At 64.8% G+C, this 22252-nt stretch carries 35 protein-coding genes and 1 tRNA gene; all 36 read right to left on the bottom strand.

Features of this window, described 5'->3' with window-relative positions:
* Positions 1-31: 31 nt before the first annotated feature.
* The 36 genes from QNO06_RS02165 to QNO06_RS02340 all read right to left on the bottom strand — a co-directional run bounded on the left by QNO06_RS02165 (position 32) and on the right by QNO06_RS02340 (position 22205).
* Entirely contained in the window at positions 32-289 is a 258-nt protein-coding gene (locus tag QNO06_RS02165; RefSeq protein ID WP_227913146.1) for a hypothetical protein, read from the bottom strand.
* A 71-nt stretch (positions 290-360) separates the two neighbouring features.
* Positions 361-1035 carry a hypothetical protein gene (locus QNO06_RS02170; RefSeq protein WP_227913147.1) on the bottom strand — a complete coding sequence of 225 codons (675 nt, stop codon included), beginning with the start codon at positions 1033-1035 and terminating at the stop codon, positions 361-363.
* A 115-nt stretch (positions 1036-1150) separates the two neighbouring features.
* Complete coding sequence (locus tag QNO06_RS02175) at positions 1151-1678, bottom strand: phage tail tube protein (protein WP_227913148.1); 528 nt, start codon at positions 1676-1678, stop codon at positions 1151-1153.
* A 3-nt stretch (positions 1679-1681) separates the two neighbouring features.
* Complete coding sequence (locus tag QNO06_RS02180; protein WP_227913149.1) at positions 1682-1966, bottom strand: hypothetical protein; 285 nt, start codon at positions 1964-1966, stop codon at positions 1682-1684.
* Between the two features lie 62 nt (positions 1967-2028).
* Positions 2029-2436, bottom strand: coding sequence for a hypothetical protein (locus QNO06_RS02185; protein ID WP_227913151.1), 408 nt, complete (start codon positions 2434-2436; stop codon positions 2029-2031).
* Entirely contained in the window at positions 2429-2812 is a 384-nt protein-coding gene (locus QNO06_RS02190) for a hypothetical protein (RefSeq protein ID WP_227913153.1), read from the bottom strand. The genes QNO06_RS02185 and QNO06_RS02190 overlap by 8 nt, the downstream gene beginning before the upstream one ends.
* Complete coding sequence (locus QNO06_RS02195) at positions 2809-3207, bottom strand: DUF6093 family protein (RefSeq protein WP_227913154.1); 399 nt, start codon at positions 3205-3207, stop codon at positions 2809-2811. The genes QNO06_RS02190 and QNO06_RS02195 overlap by 4 nt, the downstream gene beginning before the upstream one ends.
* A 5-nt stretch (positions 3208-3212) precedes the next feature.
* A complete protein-coding gene (locus QNO06_RS02200) occupies positions 3213-3602 on the bottom strand; it encodes a Gp19/Gp15/Gp42 family protein (RefSeq protein WP_227913156.1) in 390 nt (129 codons plus the stop codon).
* A gap of 21 nt (positions 3603-3623) precedes the next feature.
* Positions 3624-4019: a hypothetical protein gene (locus QNO06_RS02205; protein ID WP_227913158.1), complete on the bottom strand. Its 396-nt coding sequence runs from the start codon at positions 4017-4019 to the stop codon at positions 3624-3626.
* Between the two features lie 47 nt (positions 4020-4066).
* Positions 4067-5023 carry a major capsid protein gene (locus tag QNO06_RS02210; RefSeq protein WP_227913159.1) on the bottom strand — a complete coding sequence of 319 codons (957 nt, stop codon included), beginning with the start codon at positions 5021-5023 and terminating at the stop codon, positions 4067-4069.
* A 52-nt stretch (positions 5024-5075) separates the two neighbouring features.
* The gene (locus tag QNO06_RS02215; protein ID WP_227913161.1) at positions 5076-5747 is read right to left on the bottom strand and encodes a hypothetical protein; all 672 of its coding nucleotides are present in this window, start codon (positions 5745-5747) and stop codon (positions 5076-5078) included.
* Between the two features lie 53 nt (positions 5748-5800).
* Positions 5801-7048 carry a VG15 protein gene (locus QNO06_RS02220; protein WP_227913162.1) on the bottom strand — a complete coding sequence of 416 codons (1248 nt, stop codon included), beginning with the start codon at positions 7046-7048 and terminating at the stop codon, positions 5801-5803.
* Entirely contained in the window at positions 7041-8510 is a 1470-nt protein-coding gene (locus QNO06_RS02225) for a phage portal protein (RefSeq protein WP_227913163.1), read from the bottom strand. Before QNO06_RS02225 ends, QNO06_RS02220 begins: the two co-directional genes overlap by 8 nt.
* Before the next feature lie 17 nt (positions 8511-8527).
* A complete protein-coding gene (locus QNO06_RS02230; protein WP_227913164.1) occupies positions 8528-9130 on the bottom strand; it encodes a terminase large subunit domain-containing protein in 603 nt (200 codons plus the stop codon).
* On the bottom strand, positions 9127-10173 hold the full coding sequence (locus QNO06_RS02235) for a terminase (RefSeq protein ID WP_227913165.1): 1047 nt from the start codon (positions 10171-10173) through the stop codon (positions 9127-9129). Before QNO06_RS02235 ends, QNO06_RS02230 begins: the two co-directional genes overlap by 4 nt.
* A 597-nt stretch (positions 10174-10770) precedes the next feature.
* Positions 10771-10854: transfer RNA gene (locus QNO06_RS02240), tRNA-OTHER, on the bottom strand.
* A gap of 124 nt (positions 10855-10978) precedes the next feature.
* Positions 10979-11317, bottom strand: coding sequence for a RyR domain-containing protein (locus tag QNO06_RS02245; protein ID WP_227913166.1), 339 nt, complete (start codon positions 11315-11317; stop codon positions 10979-10981).
* A 106-nt stretch (positions 11318-11423) separates the two neighbouring features.
* Entirely contained in the window at positions 11424-11645 is a 222-nt protein-coding gene (locus QNO06_RS02250; RefSeq protein WP_227913168.1) for a hypothetical protein, read from the bottom strand.
* Positions 11646-12455: 810 nt separating this feature from the next.
* A complete protein-coding gene (locus QNO06_RS02255; protein WP_227913169.1) occupies positions 12456-12950 on the bottom strand; it encodes a GvpU-like protein in 495 nt (164 codons plus the stop codon).
* 18 nt (positions 12951-12968) lie between these two features.
* Positions 12969-13610, bottom strand: coding sequence for a DUF7341 domain-containing protein (locus QNO06_RS02260; protein WP_227913170.1), 642 nt, complete (start codon positions 13608-13610; stop codon positions 12969-12971).
* 97 nt (positions 13611-13707) lie between these two features.
* Complete coding sequence (locus tag QNO06_RS02265; RefSeq protein WP_227913171.1) at positions 13708-14067, bottom strand: VRR-NUC domain-containing protein; 360 nt, start codon at positions 14065-14067, stop codon at positions 13708-13710.
* On the bottom strand, positions 14064-15167 hold the full coding sequence (locus QNO06_RS02270) for a hypothetical protein (protein WP_227913172.1): 1104 nt from the start codon (positions 15165-15167) through the stop codon (positions 14064-14066). Before QNO06_RS02270 ends, QNO06_RS02265 begins: the two co-directional genes overlap by 4 nt.
* A 5-nt stretch (positions 15168-15172) precedes the next feature.
* Positions 15173-15478 (bottom strand): hypothetical protein, encoded by a 306-nt coding sequence (locus QNO06_RS02275; RefSeq protein ID WP_227913173.1) that lies wholly within the window; start codon positions 15476-15478, stop codon positions 15173-15175.
* An 805-nt stretch (positions 15479-16283) separates the two neighbouring features.
* Complete coding sequence (locus QNO06_RS02280) at positions 16284-16484, bottom strand: hypothetical protein (protein ID WP_227913176.1); 201 nt, start codon at positions 16482-16484, stop codon at positions 16284-16286.
* Complete coding sequence (locus QNO06_RS02285; RefSeq protein ID WP_227913177.1) at positions 16481-16852, bottom strand: hypothetical protein; 372 nt, start codon at positions 16850-16852, stop codon at positions 16481-16483. The genes QNO06_RS02280 and QNO06_RS02285 overlap by 4 nt, the downstream gene beginning before the upstream one ends.
* Positions 16849-17514: a hypothetical protein gene (locus QNO06_RS02290; RefSeq protein WP_227913178.1), complete on the bottom strand. Its 666-nt coding sequence runs from the start codon at positions 17512-17514 to the stop codon at positions 16849-16851. Before QNO06_RS02290 ends, QNO06_RS02285 begins: the two co-directional genes overlap by 4 nt.
* Positions 17511-17693 carry a hypothetical protein gene (locus QNO06_RS02295; protein ID WP_227913179.1) on the bottom strand — a complete coding sequence of 61 codons (183 nt, stop codon included), beginning with the start codon at positions 17691-17693 and terminating at the stop codon, positions 17511-17513. The genes QNO06_RS02290 and QNO06_RS02295 overlap by 4 nt, the downstream gene beginning before the upstream one ends.
* A complete protein-coding gene (locus QNO06_RS02300) occupies positions 17690-18178 on the bottom strand; it encodes a hypothetical protein (protein ID WP_227913184.1) in 489 nt (162 codons plus the stop codon). The genes QNO06_RS02295 and QNO06_RS02300 overlap by 4 nt, the downstream gene beginning before the upstream one ends.
* A 16-nt stretch (positions 18179-18194) precedes the next feature.
* Positions 18195-19007, bottom strand: a complete 813-nt coding sequence (locus tag QNO06_RS02305; protein ID WP_227913185.1) for a hypothetical protein — start codon at positions 19005-19007, stop codon at positions 18195-18197.
* Complete coding sequence (locus tag QNO06_RS02310) at positions 19004-19300, bottom strand: hypothetical protein (protein ID WP_227913186.1); 297 nt, start codon at positions 19298-19300, stop codon at positions 19004-19006. Before QNO06_RS02310 ends, QNO06_RS02305 begins: the two co-directional genes overlap by 4 nt.
* 122 nt (positions 19301-19422) lie before the next feature.
* Entirely contained in the window at positions 19423-19626 is a 204-nt protein-coding gene (locus QNO06_RS02315) for a hypothetical protein (protein ID WP_227913187.1), read from the bottom strand.
* 100 nt (positions 19627-19726) lie between these two features.
* Positions 19727-21178, bottom strand: coding sequence for a ParB/RepB/Spo0J family partition protein (locus tag QNO06_RS02320; protein WP_227913189.1), 1452 nt, complete (start codon positions 21176-21178; stop codon positions 19727-19729).
* Positions 21175-21378: a hypothetical protein gene (locus QNO06_RS02325; protein WP_227913192.1), complete on the bottom strand. Its 204-nt coding sequence runs from the start codon at positions 21376-21378 to the stop codon at positions 21175-21177. Before QNO06_RS02325 ends, QNO06_RS02320 begins: the two co-directional genes overlap by 4 nt.
* Positions 21375-21566: a hypothetical protein gene (locus QNO06_RS02330; RefSeq protein WP_227913194.1), complete on the bottom strand. Its 192-nt coding sequence runs from the start codon at positions 21564-21566 to the stop codon at positions 21375-21377. The genes QNO06_RS02325 and QNO06_RS02330 overlap by 4 nt, the downstream gene beginning before the upstream one ends.
* Positions 21563-21805: a hypothetical protein gene (locus tag QNO06_RS02335; protein WP_227913195.1), complete on the bottom strand. Its 243-nt coding sequence runs from the start codon at positions 21803-21805 to the stop codon at positions 21563-21565. The genes QNO06_RS02330 and QNO06_RS02335 overlap by 4 nt, the downstream gene beginning before the upstream one ends.
* Positions 21798-22205: a hypothetical protein gene (locus QNO06_RS02340; RefSeq protein WP_227913196.1), complete on the bottom strand. Its 408-nt coding sequence runs from the start codon at positions 22203-22205 to the stop codon at positions 21798-21800. The genes QNO06_RS02335 and QNO06_RS02340 overlap by 8 nt, the downstream gene beginning before the upstream one ends.
* Positions 22206-22252 lie beyond the last annotated feature (47 nt).

A 22252-nucleotide genomic window follows, 5' to 3' on the forward strand; every position in this document is an offset into this window, starting at 1 on the left:
CTCTCTATGTATTTATGCCGGCGGAGCCGTGTTATTCGGTCTCCACCAGGTACAGCTTCTGCCCCGGGAACGTGCTGCGGTTCTTGTCCTGCTGGGCGGCCTCCAAGGCTTCGCAGCCGTGGCAGATGCCGTCATCGTGCAGCTCGTAGCGGCCCACGTTCTCGTCCCCGCGGGTGCGGGAGTGCGGCAGCCCGCACCCCCGGCACAGCGAGTCCTCGTACAGCGTGAGCGCCAGCGCCATCATCCGGTCGACATCGCTGACCTTGCCGTCCAGGTCACGGCCCCGCATGACGGTAAACGGCCAGCCCTGCGCCCGCGCGGTACGGGCCTCCAGCAGGATGTGCGCCCAGCGGGAGTCCGCTAGGGCTTCCGCGATTTTGGGACGGTCACCACCGGCGCCTCGTTGGCGGCCCGGGAGAAGGCGCGGTTCCAGTTGTCGATCTGCGAGCTGCCGATGGTCTTTTCAATACGCTTGACCTGCTCGACGGTGAGGGACACCCACTCCGCACCGCGGCGCATCACGGTGCAGGCAGCCAGGACCCGCGCGGTGGTCTCATGCTCGATGACCTTGTTTGCGGCCTCCAGTGCCTGCGCCCGCAGCACGTTGTTGACTTCAGCCGGCGTGGTAACGCCCATGCGGCGGACGGTGTTCTTGGCCTCCTCGCGCGCCTCAGCGGCGGCCAGATCGATGGCTTCCTTGAGGTCCTTACGCACTTGGGCCCGGATGACCTCCACCTCGGGCTGGGTCAGCGAGGAGACCCGGAATTCTTTTTTACTGGCGTGCAGCTGCGCATAGAGCGCGTCGATGCGCCCGTCCAGGTCCGTGGTGGGGGAGCCGCCCAGTGGCGCGTCCTCGGGGGATACCATGCGTTCCTGGATGCGGCGTTCTGCTTCCAGCTCCTCGATGTCGGCCAGCAGATCGGCGCGGGAGTAGAGCGTGACGGGGTGCGCCTTGCGCTGGCCCCCGGTCAGCCAGTCGTCCAGGTCCAGTTCTTCGGTGTCCTGCGCGGCGGGGGTGGTGTTCTCGGTGGTCATTTTTTCCTTCTAGGCTCGGAGTAAAAAACGGGGTGCGGTGCAGGCTCAGTGTGGGAGGAGGCAAGCGCCCGCCCGGAGCCTAGACGGGCGGGCGCTTGGGTCTGCGGTGGAGGGGCTAACCGCCGACGGGCGCGGTGCCCACGACAACTGCACGCTCGTCCACGTTGTCCTGGACCGAGAAGTCCTGGCGGAACTTCTCATAGCCAGCGCCGGACGGGGAAAGGATCTTCGGGGTGTTGGTCAGCACCTCGTACACCTGCACCTCGTCCGTGTCGCGGAAGTCCACGTCCTGGGCGCGTTCGCCGTCGTCCAGCTGCCCGATGCGCTGCGCCAGGTAGCCGTGCAGGCCCTTGGCCTGGAAGGTGTCCCACGGCAGGTCATCCGCCTTGTCCTTCCAGCGGAACATATCCATGCCGGCCTCGTAGTTGGTACGCCCCGGCGTGGAGCTGTTGGAGCTGGAGCACAGCGCCGGGTCAGTGATGGAATCATCACCGGTGGCGCCCAGGTTGTAGTTGGCGGCGGTAACCATGCACGAGAGCTCAAGGCCCGCGTTCAGTTCGGCCGCGGTCGGCTTGCGGAAGTTCACGAGGGAGGGGACGAACACCAGCTTGCGGTTGGCGTCGGTGAGCATTTTCTGGCCCATGGGCTACTTACCTTCTTTCGGGGTGTCGGCGCCGCCCTTGTCGGAGGGCACCTGCTTGAGATTCTTGAACCGGGACAGCCACGACTCCGGCACAGGGTGCGAGAGTTTGAAGTGCGGTTTCGGGGTGTTGGTGTCGTACACATAGACCTTGCGCACCGAGGGGGTGCGTTCGGGCTCGGTAACCTGGACCGCGGCGCCCTTGGCGGACGTGGCGGGTTCGCCAGTCTCACCTGATGCTGCTGCTGCGTCCGGTGTGTCGGGATTGGTTGCGTTTTTTCGGGTAGCCACAGGGGCCTCCTTAGGGGAAAGAAAGCCCCCACAAGCGGGAGCCAGATTCTGAAAATGAATAATCAGCGCGAGCAGAAGACCGTGAACTCATCGACGGCAAATAGCGGGCGCAGATCGGTGTCGCTGAGTACGACATCGGTATCGGGCTGGACAGCCAGTGAGGCCGTGTGGCGCACAAGGCCGCAGTTCCACCCCGGAATATCCAATCGTCGGGAGATAAATGCTCGCCGCACGCGCTCCATGACGATCAGCACCGAATCGAAGGTGAGGCCCGCGTACGTGGCTTTCAGCCGAAAATTCAGCGTGTCTGCGTCCCCCGCCAATGCTGATCCTGACTCTTCCCCACCGCCGCCACCGAGAACGACGTAGGGATAGTCAGGAGAGGTCAGCTTCCCCGCCACATACCCAAGATGGGAGCTAATGTCCTCAGGCAGGAGTGCACTGAAGGCGTCGTAGTGGGGTTTACTCATCCAGCACCTTCTCCACGACGTCCCCCATGGCTTCCAGAAGCGCCGGTTCCTCAGCTCGCAGGGCAATCAGCGGATCGGGCACGGTCCCGCCGCCGCCGCGGGATCCGCCGTAGATGGCAATGCCAACCAGCGAACCGAAGCCCTCGTTCTCCACGTGCGGGCCTATGACGGATTCAACAACGTCGCCTGACGTGCTCAGGTCGTAGCTGATTTCCCGGACACTTCGGAAGTGCCTGGACCCGGCAAAGTCCCTTTGGATTTGGTTCTTGATCTGCAGGCTGCCCTTGGATACCACCTGCCGCACAGCTGGCACGATATTCAACGACGCCATCTGCGAAGCCAACCGGTCTACCTCGGTGAAGTCGTAGTCGCTCATCCCAGCTCCTCCACCCGCAGCCGTTGAGCTGTCTGCGCCGACTTCTTATGCGGCCCGACGATTCGGTACACGCTGTTGGTCAGGGCCGGGTTCAAGCGAGCCTCGACTATTCGTGCCCGGTCACCTGTCTGGACAGGGCCGGCATTCACCGGGATGTCCAAGCGGGTGTCGACGATAGTGAACACTGCTCCGGCGGAAGTCCTTGCGACGGATTCCGCCAGGGTCTGTTGGACTTTGCACGCTCCCGAATAGACGGCCGTGTAGCTGGGGCTGACGACGCCAGTCTGGGGGTCCGTTACTGGCTTGCCGGGCCTGTCGATAATGCAGGTGTCCAGCATCAGCTCTTCCACGTCCCGACGCGCTTCGAAGATGTCCTCTGGGTTGAAGAACGGCACCGCGGTCAACCCCCCAACGGCACGATATACATGCCGTATTCGGGGAGCCTCGCCACCGGGTTGAGCAGCTCGAGTTCGTAGGCCGTGAGGTACAGCTCGCCAGTTGAGACGGACGCATCCACCGTGATGGATTTGGACCAGTCATCGGCCGATTTGCTGATCTGCCGGGCGCTGTCCGGGTTTTTCAGTACCCGGATGATCATGGAGACCATGACGTCCTGGACGGTCTCGGCCGTAACGACAGCCGGCGTTGCCGCCAGTTTGTCTTCGATGTCCGTGACCGTGGCTTTGATCCGCGTCCAAGCCCGTTTTGAGAAGCCGGGAATGACGCGCTCCTCAGCAGCTGAGAGGGGGCGCCACGACCCCGAAATATTGGCTGCGCTGACCTCAACCATGGTGCCCCCTCTCTCCTGTGGTTATTCCGAAACCGACGATTCGCCGGTTTCGATGTTGCGCGTGACCGTCACTTCGGTGCCGTCCGGGCGGGTCGCCGTGTAGCTTTCCGTCCGGGGCTTGCGCGTGGTCTTGGGTACGGTCCGCTTCAATCCCGGCTTCACGGCGTTGACCGTTCCCGTCTTGATGGCTTCCTCGCCCGGGCTGGGCTGGACGGAGTGAGCCGTTTCGGTGGGATCTGTGGTGTCGGCCGGCCCGTCACCCGGTGCGGTGACGGAGGGCTTGGTGACGTCCGAGTCCAGGGTGGTGGTAGCGGTGCCGTTGCCCTCTGCACCCCCGTCGATCTTGGGGGTTTCGGCGCTGGACTGGTCGCCGGCGGTGGCAGCTGCAGCTGCCTTGGCGTTTCTGGCAGTAGCCATGAGCGTTTCCTCTTTCTAAGCGGTGGAGCGTGAGCGGGTGAGGGGAACTAGGAGTTCCGGATGCCGCGTAGGCGGGCCGCGGCCTTGCCTCCGAAGATGGCAACGCCGCAGTAGAACTCGATGCGGGTGCGGTAGGCGGGCTTCTCCTGCAACTGGCCGAGGTCATCGACCATGACGCCGCCGTTGGTCAGGCCGGTGACGGCCTGGTCGCCTTCGTCCTGGCCGAACTTCACGGCGTAGATGGAGGAGGTGTCCGTGGCCGTTCCCTGGGTTTCGTTCTGGCCCAGGATCGGCGCGCCGGCGAGGTTGTTGCCCGGATCCAGAACGGGAATGCCGTTCCACATCAGCACGCGCTTGCCCGTCAGGTCCTCGCGGACCGTCTCGACGCCGCCGAGGCGTCGGCCGGCCGAGCGGATTTTGCCCTGCAGGACGGAGTTGGCGTAAATCGCGCCGTTGTTGCCGTCAATTCCCGGGACGCGGGAGATCAGGTCGTCGAGCAGGTCGAAGAACGTCTGCGCGTCGGATGCCCCGTTACCGAGGACCGGGGAGCCGTTGGTGGCCGCGTCCAGTACTTGGTTGCCGGTGAGGCGCTTGCGTAGGCCGTCGAAGCCCTTGGGCTCCACGACGACGTCGCCGTTGAAGAAGTGGTCCTGGAACTTGTAGGAGGCCGCCTTGACCTTCATCGCCGTCTGGGTGGCCCGCTGGTCGTTGAGGTTGCCGCGGGTCTGCACGATGAACCGGTCAACGTCGGCGTCGCCGCCGAGGATGACCAGCTTCTCGGTGGACTGGTTGACCGTGCCGGTGGACTCGACGTAGGCCTCGTTGACGCCACGGAATGCGACGCCGGGCAGGGCCCCTTCCGAGTTGTAGGCGTAGGCGTTGCCTTCGATGTCCATGAGCGGGATGCGGTCAAGGATGGGGGAGTTCTGCACAAAGGTCTCGATGACCCCGCGCTGGAGGGTGTCCGTCGACAGTTTCGCCGACTCGACAAGGGTGACAGCCATGGATGGCTCCTTCTCTGTTTAGGTGTGCCCGCGGGCTGTCGCCCTTGGGGTGTTACTTGGCGTTGGCGTATCCGGCCCGGAGAGTCCCGAGGCCGGGTGTGGTGATGACGCTCGTTTCGCCGCGAGCGCCCGCGCCGGGTACGACGCCCGGCCCGTGGGATGTTCCCCAGGTCCGGGCCCAGGTGTCCGCATCGGCTTCGATCTCTTCCTTCGTGGTGCCTTGGAGTCGCTCCGCAGCATTGAGATCGAGGCCCTTGGCCGCCGCTACCTGGTAGCGGAGAATGAGGGCGTCCTTCTGGGTGCCGGACTGCGTCAGGTCCCGGATCTCCGTGTCCTTGGCAGTGACTTCCGCCCGAAGGGTCTTGTTAGTGTCGCGTTCTTCGCGCAGCGCGTTCATGCCGGCCGCGCCCAGTGGTTCGTCCTCCGCTGCCGGTGTGCTCGGCGGGTTAGCGGGTACCGGCGGGAGCGGCGCCACAGGCGGGGCCGGGGTGGGCGTCGGCGGGGTTGCCGGCGGATTCCCGGCCGGAGGATCCGCCGGCGGCGTACCGGCAGGATCAGCAGGGGGAGTGGCTGGCGCGGCGGGAGGCGCCCCGGCTGGGTCGGTCTCCATGACTGCGTCACCGAACTGCTGGCGGCGGAACTCGAACAGTGCTGCGAGGCCCCCGGGTGCGTACAGGTCGATGCCGTGCGCAGTGTTTGCAGGGGCGGGGTAGGAATTGTGCATTTGTGCTCCTCGTCGCGAGGTTGGACCCGCAGGCTTCGCGCCTCGGGCTGGACTTAGCGGCCGGCCATCTTCTGGCGGGCCGTGATGTTCGCCGTCGTATCGCCGTTCAGGACGATGCGCCGGAAGTCGTTCTCCACTGCTGCAGCCAGCTGCGGGCTGAGGGACCCGCGGCCAAACGGGTTGCGGCCGCGGGATACTGCGTCCCAGTTCATTTGGGCGTCGAAGTAGCGCCGCTCGGCAGCTGTCATGGTGGCCCGTGCCGCCGGGTCCCGTACGCCGGAAGCCCGCGCACGCTCAACCGCCTGGCGGGCCCCGACCCGGGTGCCGCCGCGGCCCATCTGGCCGTAGCCTTCCCGGGCACCGCCCAGGACACCCTCCGGGTCCTGGCCGCCCGGAAGTATGTAGCCGTTCTTCTCGAGCAGTATCAACGTCTCCTCGCGGGACTTCCCTTGCGAGTAGATGCCCTCGGGTGTCAGCCGCGGTGGCTTGCCGCGCCCGTAGGCGCCCCGCTTCGAGGTTCCCTCAGCTGTGACGAGACCGCCGGGCTTCATGCCGCGGCGGGCGTTGACAACCTGGAAGATGTCGGCACCGTCGCGGATGGCCTTGGCCTCGGCGGGCCCGAACTGCTTCTCCTGCTGTTGCGGGCTAAGCGAGCGGAAGTACTCGTAAGGGTCGGTGGTGAGATCGTTGGCTTGGTTCTCCCGGGTGGGGATGTGCTTGCAATCGCAGCGCGGGTGCCGCGGGAAGCCCGCGTTCCACCGGTAGAACTTGCCAGCCAGCAGCGCACAGCGACTGCACGACGGCGGGACGAGCATTCGCACGTAGCCCACGTCCTGCCGGACCGCGATGTCGACGCCGGCGGCCGCGCGCGCGGTGTCCGCCACGACCGTGCGGGTGATGACGTCCAAGCTGGTGCCGCCGTGTTGCAGAGCACGCAGGGGATCCATGCCCTCGCCGATGAGCCGTTTGGTCGTCGTAGCGGGGGAGTACAGCAGCGCTTCCAGAGAGCGGCCGTCCGGTGCAACGCCAACGAATCGGGCCGGGTCAACGAAAGCTTCCGGGGCCTCATACACACCCTGCTCAGCCAGCGCGCCGGCCGTGTAACTGCCGCCTGATACCGCTGCGCTGCGCTGGATGGCGGTCAGCGTCGGCAGCAGCAGCCGCAGCGCCACTGACCAGGAGGCTGAGATGTCCGACACCTCGACCCGCCGCCAGGAGGCCCTGCCGGCTGCCAGTGCTGCCAGACCCAGCCGCCGCGCAGCCTCATCATGGGCGACGACGGCGGCCGGTTCGTTAGGCATCGGGGTAGGCCATCCTGTCCGCTAGTTCCGTTACGGCCTTGTCCGCCTTGGCTCGGTCCGCATCGGAACGCGTGACCCAGTCAGCGACCCTCGGAGGGGTGGCCGAAGGCAGGAATGACCAGGCGTCCTGACGGGACATCCCGGAGGTGATGAGCTTCCCGATGGCATCGACAATCTGGGCAAAGGACCGGATCTCTGTGTCTGCCCAGATGACCTCGGAAGCGGGGTCCTCATGCGGCTCGTTTCGTGCCACGTTGGCCAGCCGCATGACGCTTTCCAGGCCCTCTCCAGCCGCGCGCTGGATGTCCTTGATCAGCGACTGGAACGTGGATTCGGCACCTGCCATGCCGTCTCCGGTGAGGTTCGCCATCTTCGTCAGCGCGTACGAGGGCGGAATCTGCCCAGTGGCGAAGAAGTCCGTGAGGAACTGCTGCAGCACCTTGACGTAGTTATCCAGATTCGACTCGGGAAGGTCAAAGACCTTCGTCTGTTCGCCTGGGAACACCAGCGCTCGGTCTACGCCCATGCGCCCGGGAGACCGGACGACCGGTTGCGCCAAGCCGTTACTGTCCAGCAGGGGCTTGCCCGTCTTCTCGTCCGTGACAAGAAGCGGCTGGCCCTTGTCGTCCCGGACCACCGGGTCGTATCCGGTGAACACCCGCTGCCGGAATGCGCTGAACTGCATTGCCAGGAGCGTGTTGAACCGGATGGTGTTGATGGCGTCCTGCTGCGGCATCAGCTTGTCGATAGCCGGATGGGGGACCCCGTCCGCATCAACGTTGAAATCAAAAGGCACGAAGGGGATGGTCCGCAGGTTGTGCCGGCCGATCTCTGCGAGATGCCATGCCGTGGCCGTGGCTTGCGGGGAGGACGCCTCGAACCGTGCCCACTCGGTCGCGGTATAGACGTAGGCAACGTGCAGCGTCTCCCTGACCATGGAGGCCGGCAGGATAAGCCCGGAGGCTGCCTGCGCTGACTTCTTCACCGCCAGGTTCTTGACGGCGAACAACGGCTCGAACGGGTCTTCGGGGTTGGGCTCGATCCAGACCCGCTTCGCGTTCTCGGGCCGGATCTTCGGGCTCTTGCGGTTCAACGGATTCGGCGAGACCGACATGATGCCGCGGCCGTGGACGAACATCTGCTCGTAGACGATCCGCTGCCTGGCATCCAGCTTGTTGGGCTGCCAAATCTCCGTCCAGGTCCTGATGTCCGCGTCTTTGTCCCGGTGCGTACGGAACCCATCCGCCTGCATCCGCTGAATCGGAGCCTTCATGGCAATGTCGAGGTAGTTCGCCGGCGACATCTCGCGCAGCGCCTGGTACTCCGCGCTTACGCCCTCCGGCGCGTACGGCAGGTCCTGGTCTCCGTCGAGGTAGTTCTGCCGGCGCGTCCACGCCTTCTCCTGATCGGAGAGGCCGCGCAGCCCCTGCATCAGGTAATCGCGTGCCAGTGCTTCCTTCACGCCATCACCTCTTCTCTTTAGTTGAATCCGTAGGCCACCGTTGAAATCCCCGTGGGCGGTTGCCATATGGCGGACCAGCCCTCGGCCCGGGCGTCGCTGGCCGCTTCATGGGTAATCACGGACGTAACCGCGAGGTCGATCTTCTGCGTCTGCGACGGTTTGAGAATGATGTAGGACTGGCCCGACCGTGCGAACATCCGGGCGTTGCTCACATGCAGGGCCGTGACGGCACAGTCGTCATGCGTGAGCGCACCGGTTTGGAGGTCCACGATGAAGCGTTCCAGGGCCGCGTGCATCTGCTTGGTCCGGTACGTCTCCCACATCAGGACCCGTTCCTCGCCGTACTTGAGCGCCCATTCCTCGATCTCTGTCTTCCAGAGCGGCGGATCGCAGTACATCCGCTCGACGTCGTACGTATCGAACAGCTCCTCGACGGCGGCGTGGACTTCCAGACGGGGGATACGCCCGTGCGACTCGGCCGGATCCCAGATCGTGGGAAGCTTCGAGGGCCCGAAGGTGGGAGTGAACTGCCACCCTCCAACTGTCTCCGCCCGGATGCCGGTGAAATCGTCCTTGTCTGAACCGTCAAAGCCCAGACACACTCGTAGGCGTTCGCTCACTTGGCCACCGATTCGCTATTGGTCCACAGATCTTCGGGCATCCATCTGCCCTTGCCCTGGGAGAAGATGTTGCCGAAGAACCGTTCCGCTTCCTCGGGGTCCTTCTCCATCAGCTCGAAGGCTTCGGCCTCTACCGCGTCGAGGTCCACCCAAGGGGTGCCGGCGTAGACATACTCGAGGATTTTGCGGCGTTGGTGCGGGTCCTTGAACTTCAAGTGCCCCGGCGGCTGCCGCAGGTAGCGGAAGATGTCCGCGGCTCGGGAGTGGTAGGTCTCCTGAGCCGTGGAAGCCTGGGACGGATCCCAGAGGTTGGTGGTCTCGATGGCGCGGCCGCCCATACCTGCCAGACCTCGACGGGCTGTCTTGGCGACGCCCTTGAGTTTGTTCTGGGCGGTATAGGTGCCGGTTTCGTCCAAGAATGCGGCAGTGATTGGGTTACCGAGACGGGACAACGCCGACGATGTAACCGCCTCGATCTTTCCTTCACCGCCGACACGGATGAACTCTTCACCCACGCGCATGAACTCGCCCAGCGGGCCGTCTTTGATCATGGTCTGCAGGGGCGCGTAGACGTTATCCACCTGCTCCTGGGAGGTAGCGAACAGCTGGATCAGCGGGGTCGGCCAAGGCATGCCCATCGGCTCGCCCGGCTCGTATTCGTAGAACCACCCGCACCCGCAGCCATGCTGCCGGCAGTCGTAAACCTCGCCACCCTGCGCCCACCCGGCGAACAAAGCCGGGCCGGCCGCCTCATTGCACACGGTCGCCGCAGACCACGGACCCTTGCCGATCTTCTGCGGGCCCACGATCAGCGAGCGCCTGTTATGGAATGCCGGTGCCAGTATCGGACGCTCGGGCACCCACCGTGCGGTGGTCTTCACCCGGTAGTGATTGACCGTGCACCACAGCTGCCAGTCCGGCTGGACGAACGGTTGGCCCTTCTGGAAGCCGGTAGGCACTGAGCAGTGTTGCTCCTGCCAGTCCGCGACCAGGAAGCCGATGGTGGGGAAGTCTACGAGGAACTCATCGGACGCCTGTGCCATCACGAACCACACTGAACCTGTCCCGGGATGAGTTGCGCTTCGGCGCCGCGGCCGCCGGCCTCTGCCCTCGCTTGGCTGCCACTTCGTCGGCGGCGATCCGCCACCGGTTCCGGAGCATCGCCATCTGAGAGAGCCCGAGGCGGTCTGACCATTGCCGTGCTTCGCCAGCTGCCTTCATGTGGCCTTGCTCGGCGGCCACAAGCATGCGGACGTACAGGGCGACGTCGTGCTTCCAACCCAACTTCTCCCATTGGGCTGCCTGCGGGGTCTTCCAAATCTCCCGCCAAATTTTCAACTCGCGGTCGTCCAGGGCTCGGGCTGCGGAGTCGTTTCGCTCCTCTACTGGCTTGGCCTTCTCCTGATCCCGCCACTTGGACAGCGGCCAGGCAGGCGCGTTTCCCTTCCTGCCCTCGGAGGGGAGGACTACCCATCCTTCTTTGTCCGCGGTCCGCTCGCGTCGGAGAGCCTGTGGATCCGGTGCGGGTCCGGAATTTACCCGGGCTCCTCCTCGGGGCAAGGTGTACCTGCTTTCTCACTGCATCGCGCAGCAAAAAGTGCCGGGGCATCGCGCGCCGGCGTTTGATGTTGTGAAGGGTGTCGGGCGCCCAGGGTTCGAACCTGGAACAACATGGTTGCCTCCACTGCTGGAGATCATCGCTTTGCCTATTTGCGTAGCGCCCGCCGGTTGGCAACGTCTCTCGACGGCAGGCCGTGCGCCGTGCCCTGGCGCGGGAGATAGGTCCTCCTTGGGATTGTTCCTATCTGTCATCCATCCGGGGGGGGTAGCGGTCCCTTGTGGAAGTTACTAGGCCGCGAGTGAGCGGACGATGGCCTGGAACAGTTCGTCCTTGATGCGCTGGTCCGCAGGAAGCTCGGAGTAGGGCACCAAGCATGGGTGGGTCTTCTGATCGGCGTCCTTGGTCTTGCCATAGGCCCACCCATCAGCGACCTTGAAGTCGCACCAGGACTGGTGAAGCTGTTCCGGAGTCTCTCCAGCGAGTGCCTTCTCGACGCCCTCGACGGCGGACGCCTTCTGCCACTCAGGAGCGTCCTCCCAGCCGGGGGACGGTGCCGGATCCTTCTGGATGACCTGCAGGGCGCGGTTGGCTTCGTGGCAGACATGGGCGATCTGTTCGGGGTTCATGTTTACTCCTGTTGTCTGTGCGAGGTCTTTCACCCATTGAGGCGTTACAAGTCCAAGCTTCCGGTCAGTGGTGATTCGGAGGCGGGCCGCGGCGATGCGGACCCTGTCAGCGGGGCTGGAACCCGAGGGGCAGGCGCCGTCGGGACCTGTCCTCGTAGTAGAGAGGCTCTGCTCGGTAGCCGGCATGGAGTTCAGGCTCCGTGCTGTACGAATGCGCGGTCTCCACAAGGGCATCCAGCTGGACCTCCCTGTGTTCCGTGGGATCATCCTGGCCCATCTGTGCGGCGTGGGCTTCGAGCCAGGCGCAAAGTGCACGGTACAGGCGCACGGTTCTCCTAAAGGTTGGCTGCGTCTTGGTTCCCTCGGGCAGCGTTGCTGGCAATTGTTGGCCGAGGGTTCAGTTGTCTCCGCTCACGGGTTTCATCTGGCTCCGTGCTTTCTGCAGGGCTTTGATGAGCCGACCGATGCCGGCATCTCGCCTCCATTGTTTGGCCCGTCACGGGCATGGGTGTTGTGGGTTGGAACCTGACAGGCCCCCGGCTTTGAACCTGTCAGCCGGGGGCCAAAAGTCTTATGAACCTGTCGAACCTCCGAGAGCCCTCCCCGGCGGTACTGCGGTTCGGGGGCCGGAAGGGGGTGCCCCCCACCCGTCAGTCTCCGGGCCCGGCCGGTTGAAGATCGCATGCGATGCAATACCTGCTGCCGCTGTGTTGCACCTGATGTGCTCGGGACCTGACCAGGTGCGCCGGTCGTCGGTGTGTCCGAGCTGGAACGGGTCGCCCTTGTCGAACGGCTCGCCGCATCGGGCGCAGCGGTAGAACTCGATGCCCGAGCGGATGATCCGAGCGCGTTCCTTGTCGTGGGCCGCGTCGTAACCTCGGGCTTGACGGGATCCTCGCGAGGCTTCGGCTTGCTTGGCATGATCGGCACATAGCTTGGCGTGCTGCCGGCGAGGGCAACCAGGTACGCGGCAGACGCTCATCGCGGGCACAGGATCACCTCGGGTACGGCAGAAACCCCGGAACCGGAGTTCGCGGGGCTTCTGGAAAGTATTTGGATGCAGTTGTCCTAAGCCCTCTCAGGATAGCGGGCGATGACTAACATCACAACTCAACCAGCAGCGTGTCACGCTGGCTGCCTAATCGAAGCTGAGCGTGCCAAGCGTCCAGCTACTGACTTCGCACATCTGTCCACGCCAAAGTGGAAGCTGCAGCGGGGCTCCTGTGTTCGCAAAGATGGTCACATCACTCATATGCAGGAACCTGCGGGCAGTTTGAGGCCGGTTTTCCTCCTCCCGGCGTCGTCGCATCTCGTCGAACAACTTGCTGACGTTCTCATGGAGACTCGTGAATCCTTCCGCCACGCCGGGGTGGACCTTCGCCACCTCCGATTCCATCTTCTTCGCCCACGTATCAGGACCTATCGCTCTGCCACTCACAGTCACCCCGCCCGCAGTCACGGTTAACGAAAGCCAGCGGTCATTGTCGTCGTGGACACCGATAGGGCCCAAAACCATATCTAGTAGGGCGTCAAGGTATATGTCGTGGGTGCGGACATCAGCGAGCGTGACACGGTCTGGGTCCGTAGAGAAGTCGTAGGGGAATCGGAATGCGCTGGCAATGTCTTCAGTCATATGCTGTGCCCTTCTAGGTTAAGTAGCCGGCAACTCTGCCGTCTGCATGAGTGTAGCCAGCACGTTCAGCTGCAACTCACCTTCCCACCGTGCGCCGCACGCACCGCAGACAGCGAACGGGCGGGCCGCGGCAGGGTGGGCAGTGAGCGCCGGCTTCCTGATCTTCTCGCCGTCGTCCTCCTGGCAGTAGTAGCGGGCACCGCATCCCTCCGCCGGGCAAGCGCCCTGCAGCTCGATACTCTTGCCCGGGTCGAACAGTGCGCGGATACGCGTGACCCACCCGCCGATCATCTTCAGCGCTTCCTTCGTGGTCTGTTCCTTCGCCGAAGCCGTTGCGGCCCAGGACTGGATCATCGCCTCAAGAGATTGCCTGTCACCACCGGGGGAGTAGTGCAGCCAGTAAAAGGTGTGCGTGGTCCGCTCGATGTCGAGATACAGGTCCAGTGCATTCACGGCCAGCGGCGCCGGCCGTCCGCCGCTGGCACCGCCGCCCTGCTCCATGCCGGGACGGATGGCTGCACGAAGCTGGGACAGCAGGGGCTCCTCCAAGAGGAAGTGAATATAGGCCGTGCCGTCTTCCCGCTCCCTGTTCATGCCGTGGGGAGTGGAGCGCGTCAGGGTGTTCACGGCCTGAATCAGCTCGTCTTGCAGATGGGCCATTGGCCGGTGCTCTCTTCCTGTCGATCCTGGTCGTGCTGTCGTTGTGGCCCTGCTGCTGATGCAACCCCAGCAGCTGCAGCCTGATCCCTCGATGTGCTCAGGCAACTACTGCCCCTCTCAGTTCCTTGATGATCTGCTGGCTGACCCAGTCCCGCGGCCGCCAGACGGCGACATCGGCGCCGGCGGCTTGCATGGTCTGGATCGTGGTCGTCTGGGTGGCCGAGAGCACGCCCTGTTCTGTTTTCAGCTCGCGCAGCAGGAAACGTTTCTGGCGGGGATGCCAAAGGACCAGGTCCGGGAAACCTGCCCGCGAGCGCCGGGAGTCGTAGGTGTGATAGGCGGACCAGCCGAATTGTTCGGCGGCGTTGATGGCGTTGGCCTGCAGTTGCTCTTCGGTCCAGGTGAGGACTGCTTGGTGCTGGGGGCCGGACTGGATAGGTGCTGTTCGTCTGGTCATGGGGTGGTTCTCCTGCTGCGGGGCCTATTGCGTCTGCGGTTGCTGCGCTTCGGTTGGGCGGGTGCTGACGGTGGGAAGGCGGCAGGAGGTTGGGTGGGGTGTTGGGTTCCCTTCCCGTCCCGTCCCGTCCCGTCCCTACCCGTCCCGGAGTTTCCAGATATTGCAGACTGCTGTTCTGCGGTTTCTGCTGAGTTCTGCTGGGTCGGTGTCCCTGGCGGCTGTTTGGGGCTCTGCTGGGGGTCAGGGGCGCTGTGGACTGGGGTGGTGCTTTCCGTAGCCTCTGGGGTGGGTTTCTGGCCGGGGGTGCCGTTGCCAGTGGGTGAGCCGGAGGTGCCGTTGCTCTTAGGGGTTCTCCGGCCGGGGGTGCCGTTGCCGGAGTGTTGGCCTGGGCGAATGGTCCTAGCCGGGGGCTTGGGTGCCCTGTAGCCGTTGCTGATGGCCCATTCGTTGTTCTGGATCCACTCGACCGTCTCCGGTGAGTAGTAGGGCTTCCGGGGGACGGGCAGCAGTGGGTAGGCCTTGTCTGCTGCGGCGTCGTTGCTCCGGCCGGCGTTGCAGGCGCCGCAGGCCACTACGTATGTGTCTACCGTTGCCTCGCGGCCGGGTTCGCGGTGGTCGTAGGTTCCTGCCAGGCGGCCGCGGCGAGCGCGGAAGTTGACGACCATGCCGCAGTATCGGCAGGCGTCGCCGTCGCGGAGGCGGACGGGGATGATGAGGGCGGGGTTGGAGTTGTCGGACTTGCGTTGGCGTTCCCACTCGATTTCCTCGCGGGTGCGCATGTGGATGAACTCGGGATCGTCGATGATCTTGTAGGCGGTGCGAGTTCCCTGGCCGTCCTCGAGGTCTACCTGCACCTCGGTCATGTATCCGGCGAAGATGGCTACCTGCAGGAGCGCGTCGGCCCGCTGGAAGCCGCCGATGGCGAGCGCCGTTCCCCGATTGACGACGTAGTCCGTGAGGTGGGCCGTGGATTGGAGAGCGCAGCGGCTCACGAATCCGAATACTTCATTGACCAGCCTTTCATCGACGTCGTGGTGCTCTAAGGGTGCGAGCACTATGGGGTGGTTGGCGGCGGTGTCGCCGGTGCGGAGCCAGGGCATGAGGGTTAGCCGGCCTCCGTCAGCGTGGCCACGACGGTGCGGGCACGTTCGCGGAGCAGATGCTGGTGCCGAGGGCTGGCGTGCTTGAGGGAAAGCCACCCATCGGCCTTGGCCAAGACCTCGGCAGCCTTCTCTACGGTCTGCTCGTCAGGGTGGCGGAGAGGATCGACGTTGTCAGCGCCTGCGAGCGCGGGGCGTACCCGGTTGCGCCACTGGTTCCTCATGGACTCAGAGACCTGATCCCAGGTCTCAAAGTCTCCATAGTGTTCGACGAAGGCTGCTTTCGCGGCGGCTTCAAGTCTGGCGCTCATTGGCGGGATTTCTCCTTGCTGATGTTCGGCTTGTTCTGGGGGTGATGGAGGGAGCACGGTGCTGGTTCGGTTTGCGCGCACGGCGTCAGTAGTCAGTCCCCTGCCGGACACGGGATAGCTTCCAGTGGCTTTGCGCTTGGGCGTATTTGTCCGCGTCCCTATGGCCTTGCGGGATACTGGCCAGAATGCGGGTGGCGGCGAGTGCTTCCGCGTCACCGGGCCTCTCCCTAGTGATCCATGCTTGGAACTTTCCGCAGCGGTTGCAGTCGCCGTATCCGTGCGGTGGGAGCTGGGGGTTGCCGCATAGGCACGTCCGGTGGGCACGCTCAATAGAGGAACAGTCCCGATGGAAGCAGTCCGTGTGCCGCCACAAAGGCCGTTTCGGCGCATCCCATTGGTGGCTGATGTTCACCGGGTCGCCTTTCCGGCTGCCGGTTCCGCACCAGGCGCAGCGGTCCAGCCAACGGCGGCGGAAGGTCTGCCAGAGGTCCACTTGCAGCCGCCAGTGGTGGACGTGCTTCCAGTGGTCGAGGATTCGGCAAGTGGTGGAGTCGTACCCGGACGGGTCCCGGTGCCAAACGGTGGCAGCGGTCCACGTCCACCGGCTCCGGCGGTTCCAGGCGTCCTTGCGTGGGCGGCGTAGTAGAGGGGCCCGGATCTGGAAAACCATTGTCAGCGGGTCATGCATCGGTCTGTGCCTTTCGGTCGTGGATAGCCTGCACGAGTGCTTGGCCTTTCGGGTCGTTGAGAGCAGTTGCCAGCCAGTCGGCCGGCGCTTCCCCTGAGTCGCTCCCGGCGCTAGCGGTCATACTTTGGCCTCGGGCTCTGTGGCAGTGGCGTAGTTGATCGCGTCCTGCCAGTTGTCGAAGTGGAGGCCGTGGCCGACTAGGTAGAGGTTTCCGGGGCGGGCAGCGCGCCGGTACTCGCCCTCGCCTTTGGGGGATAACGGGGAGGTCCTGACTTTCCGGACGTGCGGGCGGGCGCACTTGCAGCTGGATACGCTCACTCGTCGGTCTGCGCTTCCCCCGCGGAAGTCCGGCGGTCGATAGCTTCGACCCACTGCGCGGCCACGGCCGCCACCTGGACGAGTTCGGTCCGCAGCTTGGCGGGGTCGGACTCCGCGAGCGCCTCGAACATTTCCTCGAGCAGGATGTCCCGCCACGTCACTACTCCTACCTCGGACGCCGTCCCTGTTGAGAACGTGGCGAGGTCGGCAAGGGCTGCAGCGTCCGTTTCGTTGGAGCAGATGGCAAGCAGTGGCCTTGTGGCCGGTCCGGTGCCGTCCGGGTGGTTCTGCTCGCCCCACTTGGTGTTCTGTAGAGCGCGTTCGTCCCGAATGTGGCCCAAGACGGCCTCGGTGCTTGCCGCGCTCACAGGTCGGCCCCTGCGGCTGCTTTGGCGCCAGCGCTGTAGTCGGGGTCTCCGCTGAGCGGTGACAGTCCGGCCGGGAATGAAGCAGCTTGCTCCTTGTTTCTGGCCAGTGTCAGGGCGCACTGGTGCTGGTTGCCCGATGTCCCGTGCAGCGATGCGAACCGGGCGACCTCGTCATCATCCACCTGACCGTTGCGTTCGTAGATCACCGCGAGTTCGCAGATGGTGAGTTCGTAGCCCCAGCCCTCCAGCGCGAAGTGCTCGCCGCCGGCCTGGTGGAAACGTTCCAGGCTGCGGCGGATCCACGCTGGCAGTGCATCCTCGCGGGCCTGCCAGTCGTCACGGTTGGCTTCCAGCTGTTCCCGCCTCCGGCGGGCTGCCTCTGCAAGGAACTGCTGGCGCTGCCGCTCAAAATACTGATCGCTGCGGCGCATGAGGTAGCTGCCGTCCATGGTCAGGACGCCGCCGATCTCGTTGAAGCCCTTCAGCTCCAGCAGGTAGGTCCCGCCTTCGCGGATCAGCCGGGTGCCCTCGGTCAGCGGAATGATGAACCCGCTGGCGCGCGTCGTGTGGATGGTGACGGTGCCCTTGCCTTCGTCCAGGGCTTTGACAGTGAAGTCCTCTGTCCGGCGGTTGGTGTACGTCTCCTCGCTGCTGTCGGTCACGGCTTGCCTCCCAGAGTCTGTGCGACGCGGTGCTTGGTGAGCGTTTGCCGGTGCTCCTGCATACGCGTGGCGCTCCAGCGAGCATCGTCCAGGCGGCCTTCCAGGAGTGCTGTGGCGCTGTCGATGGCGCAGGTCTTGACCTGCTCCTCAATAGCTTCGACTTGCAGATCCTTTTTCACGCGTTCCTGCCTCCGTTGAGTCGGGTTGCTCGTGCTGCTTCAAAGCGCTGCCGCTCCCGGAGAAGCGCGGCGTCTTTCGGGTCGTTGGGGTCCAGCCTGGGTGCGGCGGTGGACAGCGGCAGGGACGCCTTCGCTGGCTTCGCCTTCGGACTGGCAGGTGCGGCAGCCGCGGAGCGTGCTGGCTCCTTGGCCGCTGGAAGCGATGCCGGGAGGGTTGCCGGGTAGGCCGCGGCCTTTCCCTTGGACGGGGCCGGCCATCGCACATAGATGTCGGCCTTATTCGCGTCCTTCGCGTTTCGCCGGCCGACGGCCTCGCAGCCGAGCTTCTTCCACGGGCCAACGGCTGAGCCGTTGACGGATTCAGCCACCAGTGCCCACTTGCCGGGGTGCAGCTTCAGCTGTTCCACCGTGCTGACGCGCTCCTGGTTCGCCTTCCTGCCGGCGGCGCTGGCTGGCGGCTCCTGCCACCTGATGATGCTGGTCATGGTTCCTCGCTCTCGGTCAGTCGTTGGCCCGGAAGTCCCGGGCACGTTCGTTGAAGATGTCCAGGCTGCCGCTGCTGCTCAGCTCGGGCAGCCGGTCGTACCAAGCGGTCCGCCACTGGTAGAGGTCGTTCGCGATCTCGGAGCCGTCCTCCGCTTTGATCGGCAGGAGGATGCCCAGGAAGGATTCGCCGCAGCTGATGAGCATGCGGGACGTCATCTCTGTGGGTTCGATGGTCAGCGGCTGCTTGTACGCCGCGGCCGCATGGGCGAACAGCTGCAGTAGCTTCCCGTTAGTCACGATGCGCGCAGGAACGCTGACCTCAGCGGCGAGCGCGTGGAGCATGAGTTTGGGGAGGTTGGGGTAGCTGCGGTCCGGTTCGGCGTTGGGGACGGTGAAGGTCTTGCCGGGGAAGAGGCCGGAGACATCGAGGAAGCGGAGTTCCTTCGGGGTGATGGTGATGCGGAGCGCGTCGCCTATCTCGTCCTCGGGTGACTTTTTCGAGGGCTTGAAGAGGGTAAGCAGTTCCTTGGCTGTCTCGGCCGCCAGCTCGAAGGAGTCCTCGTTGGGGTCGCCGGTGAGTCCTTCGGATTCCCATACGGACGCGATGGCCAGCGTTGCGGAAGCAGTGTTGGTGGCCTGCACGTAGAGGTTGGTGTCGGTGACGTTGATATGGACACGGGTGAGGCTGCCGTAGGCCTCGTCGGTGGCGACGTGAGGGAGTACGGACTGCAGCGCCTGGCGGAGGTCCTTAGTGTTCACGTCGATGGTCTTGCGTGAGAGTCCGCCGGCGAGCACGGTGTGGAGGTCGTTTGCGTTGATGATGGTCACGGGGCGTCCACTAGCAACGGTGCGGGAATGATGCCCAGGCGTGCTGCGAGGCTGACTCTGTCGACTGCCAAGGCGATTGCAGATGGGGTTCCCGGGGTCTCTGCGCTGAGGTTGATTCCGCCCATGGCACGCGGGAGAAACGCCCCGTAGATGAGTTCGAACTTTTCGGTGGCTATTCGGCGGCGCTGCTCGCGGATGGTGGCGGCGCCTTTCTTCATGTAGAGCTTGGCAAGGTTGGGTTGGCCAGTGTTGAGGCAGTGGATTGCTTTGGTTATCAGCTGGTCGGGGGTCATCGTTGGCCTTTCGGAGCTGGTTTGAGGACGGGTCGTGTTGTTATTGCAGGTGATTCGGCCGGCGTGTTCCTGGCCTGTTTTGGCTTCGCGGATCCAGTAGCCGTCGACTTGCCGGACCGGGCTCACAGGAGGAGTTCTTCCCAGCGGGTCCCGAGGACGTGGACGCCGCGGCGCCGTCGGCCGAGCAGGTAGTCTGTGAACCACGGGGACGTGGCCTGCAGGAGGCGGATCTGGTCTGGGCTCGCGGCCTCCCGGCCGGCGAGGCGGGCAACGCTGCTCTTCGTCCGCAGATTCGGGAGCGTGGCCATGGTCAGCTGCACCGACATTCGCCGGTTTGCAGGTTGATTACGCCGAGGCAGGAATTGCACCGTTCGAGGGGCGGGTAGTTGTTGGCCGGCTTCGAGCTGGCTCCTTCGGTCTTGGGCATTACTCGGCCTCCTCTGCAGTCGGAGCCGGCTTCGGCTGGTGGTACTCGATGGCCTGCTTCTCGACGTCGGAAAGCTCGTACCCGTACACCGGGGCCAGCGAGTCAATCCAGACGCGGGCCGAGCGCATGTAATGGGCCCCGCTCCAACCGGTGAGCTGGCTAAGCTCGTTCTCCTGCTGGACCATGAGGAAGTGCAGGACAAGGGCAATACGGGGCAGCGGAAGGCCGGCCAGGAGCCCGGCAACCTCTTCAAGGGCAGCACCCTCGTCCTCGTCTTCTCCGTGTGCGTAGGTGATCTCCGCGACCCGGGCGATTGCGTGCAGGCCGATGTACGGGGCCCGGTGCATGATCAGCTGCACGAGGGCGGCTTTGCCCTGATCCTCCGTGGCTGCCTTGATGGCGGCGCGGAGCTGCTCGTCGCGGACTTCCTTCATCAGCTGCAGGCCCTGGTTCAGGTCGGCGCGGAGCTGGTCGGCCGCAACCTCTTCCGGGGTTTTCTCCACAGGTTCGGCCTGCACCCGGTCCTTTAGCCAGACGACCCCGTCCACGCTGTAGTACTCGTCGACGGAGGTCGCATCGATGAGGGCGTAGTGGCCCAGTTCCGCCCGCTGGCCATAGGTCAGCTGGCTGGGCGTGTAGATCGGCTGGTATTCCCATTCGTGGGACGGGCCCTTCGGGCGGTCAACAATCCGGACCCCTGCCGCTTCGAGGTCCTCCCGGACCTTCGGCATGCGCTGCGCCCACTCTCGGCGCCGGGTCTGGCGCTTCACCTCGTACTCCCAAGAGTTCGGAGACGCACCGGCAACAACCTTCTCCAAGGCCTGCGTGGCTTCGGCGTCGCCTGCGAAGTCAGCCAGGACCAATGCGCGCTCCAAGGTCACCTGCCCGCCGTCGACGCCGTCCTTCACAGCGTCGGTGAGCTTGGTCAGCTTCACGCGCTCCCTGACGGTCTTCTGCGAGCGCCCGGTTTCCTTTGCGATGCTCTGGACCGTGTAGCCGGGAAGGTCGAGGAGGTACTGGTAGGCGTTGGCCTCCTCGACCGGGGTGATGTCGGCGCGCTGCAGGTTCTCGACCAGCATCGCTTGGACCTGCTTGGCCTGAGTGGTGAGGGTGCGGTTGATGACGCAGGGGACGACGTCGAGACCGGCCTTCTTGGCAGCGGCCAAGCGGCGGTGGCCGGCGATCAGGATGTAGTCGCCCTCGAGGGTGGGGTGCGGCGAGACGGTCAGTGGCTGGATGACGCCCTGGCCCTTGATGGAGTCGGCCAGTTCGGTAACGTCGCCGACGTCCATGCGGATGTTGTGCGCTGCGGGCCGGACCTGTGCGAGGGGCAGCATCTCGAAAGCGGTATTTGCTACCTGCGGTTTCGTGCGCGAGGCGGTGCGGGGCGAGGCTTTGGGCTTGGCGGCGGCTTTGGCCTTCGCCGGTTTTGCGGCGGTCGTGGTCGTCATGGCTGGTGTTCCTTCATCTGTTCGGTGATGCTGTCTGCTGTCTCGGTGAAGATCAGGGCGTTGACCAGGTGGAGCGTGGCGGAGGCTCGGTCGCCGTCCGCGAAAGCCCTGCAGGCGTCTGCGGCTGAGCGTTCGGCTCCGAGCAGCTGCTCTTTCAGCTGCTCGTCGAGGTCAGGCGCCGCGGGGCTGGTGTCGCTCATTTGCCGACCTCGGCGGCGAAGCCTGCGGCCCCAGCGATGAGGGCCGCAGCGCCCAGCATGGCCAGGCTGTTCAAGCCCATCGCTTCGTACGCGGCGAGGTAGACGAAGGAACCCAGGACTATGAGCGGAAACCAAAGCAAGGCGCGACGTCGGCGGGCTGCAACAGCGGGGGAGGGGCGTCGGGTCATGGTGTCCTCGGTTCGTGGAGTGCGAAGTTGGCTACCGGCCGGCCGTCGACGACGATCTCCCGGGAGTTCAGGTCGATGTCGATGCGGCGGGCACGGGGCCACTTCGAGCGTGCGTAGCTGGTCAGTTGGGCCTTCTGCTCTGCCTTGTCGCGGAAGTCGAGCTTGGCCGGGTCTTTGAAAGGACGGTGGCCCTTGGGTTGGACGTAGGCGTCTCGCCTGGTCCGGTACTCGCTAGGCATTGGGACGGACGCGCCGGTTGAAGTCGGCCTGGGCAACGCGGAGGGGAGTTGCAGGATCGAACTGCACGTCAATGACGGTGCCCTTGTCGGCAGACTTCGAGCCGGCCTTCTCTCGGATGTCTGCCTCTAGTGCTTTGGCGCTGGCCAGTGTGGCTTCCGCGTTTGCGATGAGGTGCCCGAGTGCGTCCAGGATGTGGCCGGTCCGGTCGAAGGTGCGGACCGTGCCGATTGCCTTGACTGTGTCGCTCGCTGCGTTGAACGTGCGCTCCGCCAGCTGCTGCCGGCGGGACTGTTCGAACGCTGCTTTCCGGACGGCCGGGCTTTCAGGGCCGGCGGGGGAGGCGGGAAGGAGCCGGAAGTACTGTGTCAGGGCTCCGGCTTCGGGGGTGGCAGCATCCATGGGCGTTGGTATCCTTGCCTTGATTCGAGAGCCGGACACCCGAGAGG

Source organism: Arthrobacter sp. zg-Y20, assembly GCF_030142075.1.
GTDB lineage: Bacteria > Actinomycetota > Actinomycetes > Actinomycetales > Micrococcaceae > Arthrobacter_B.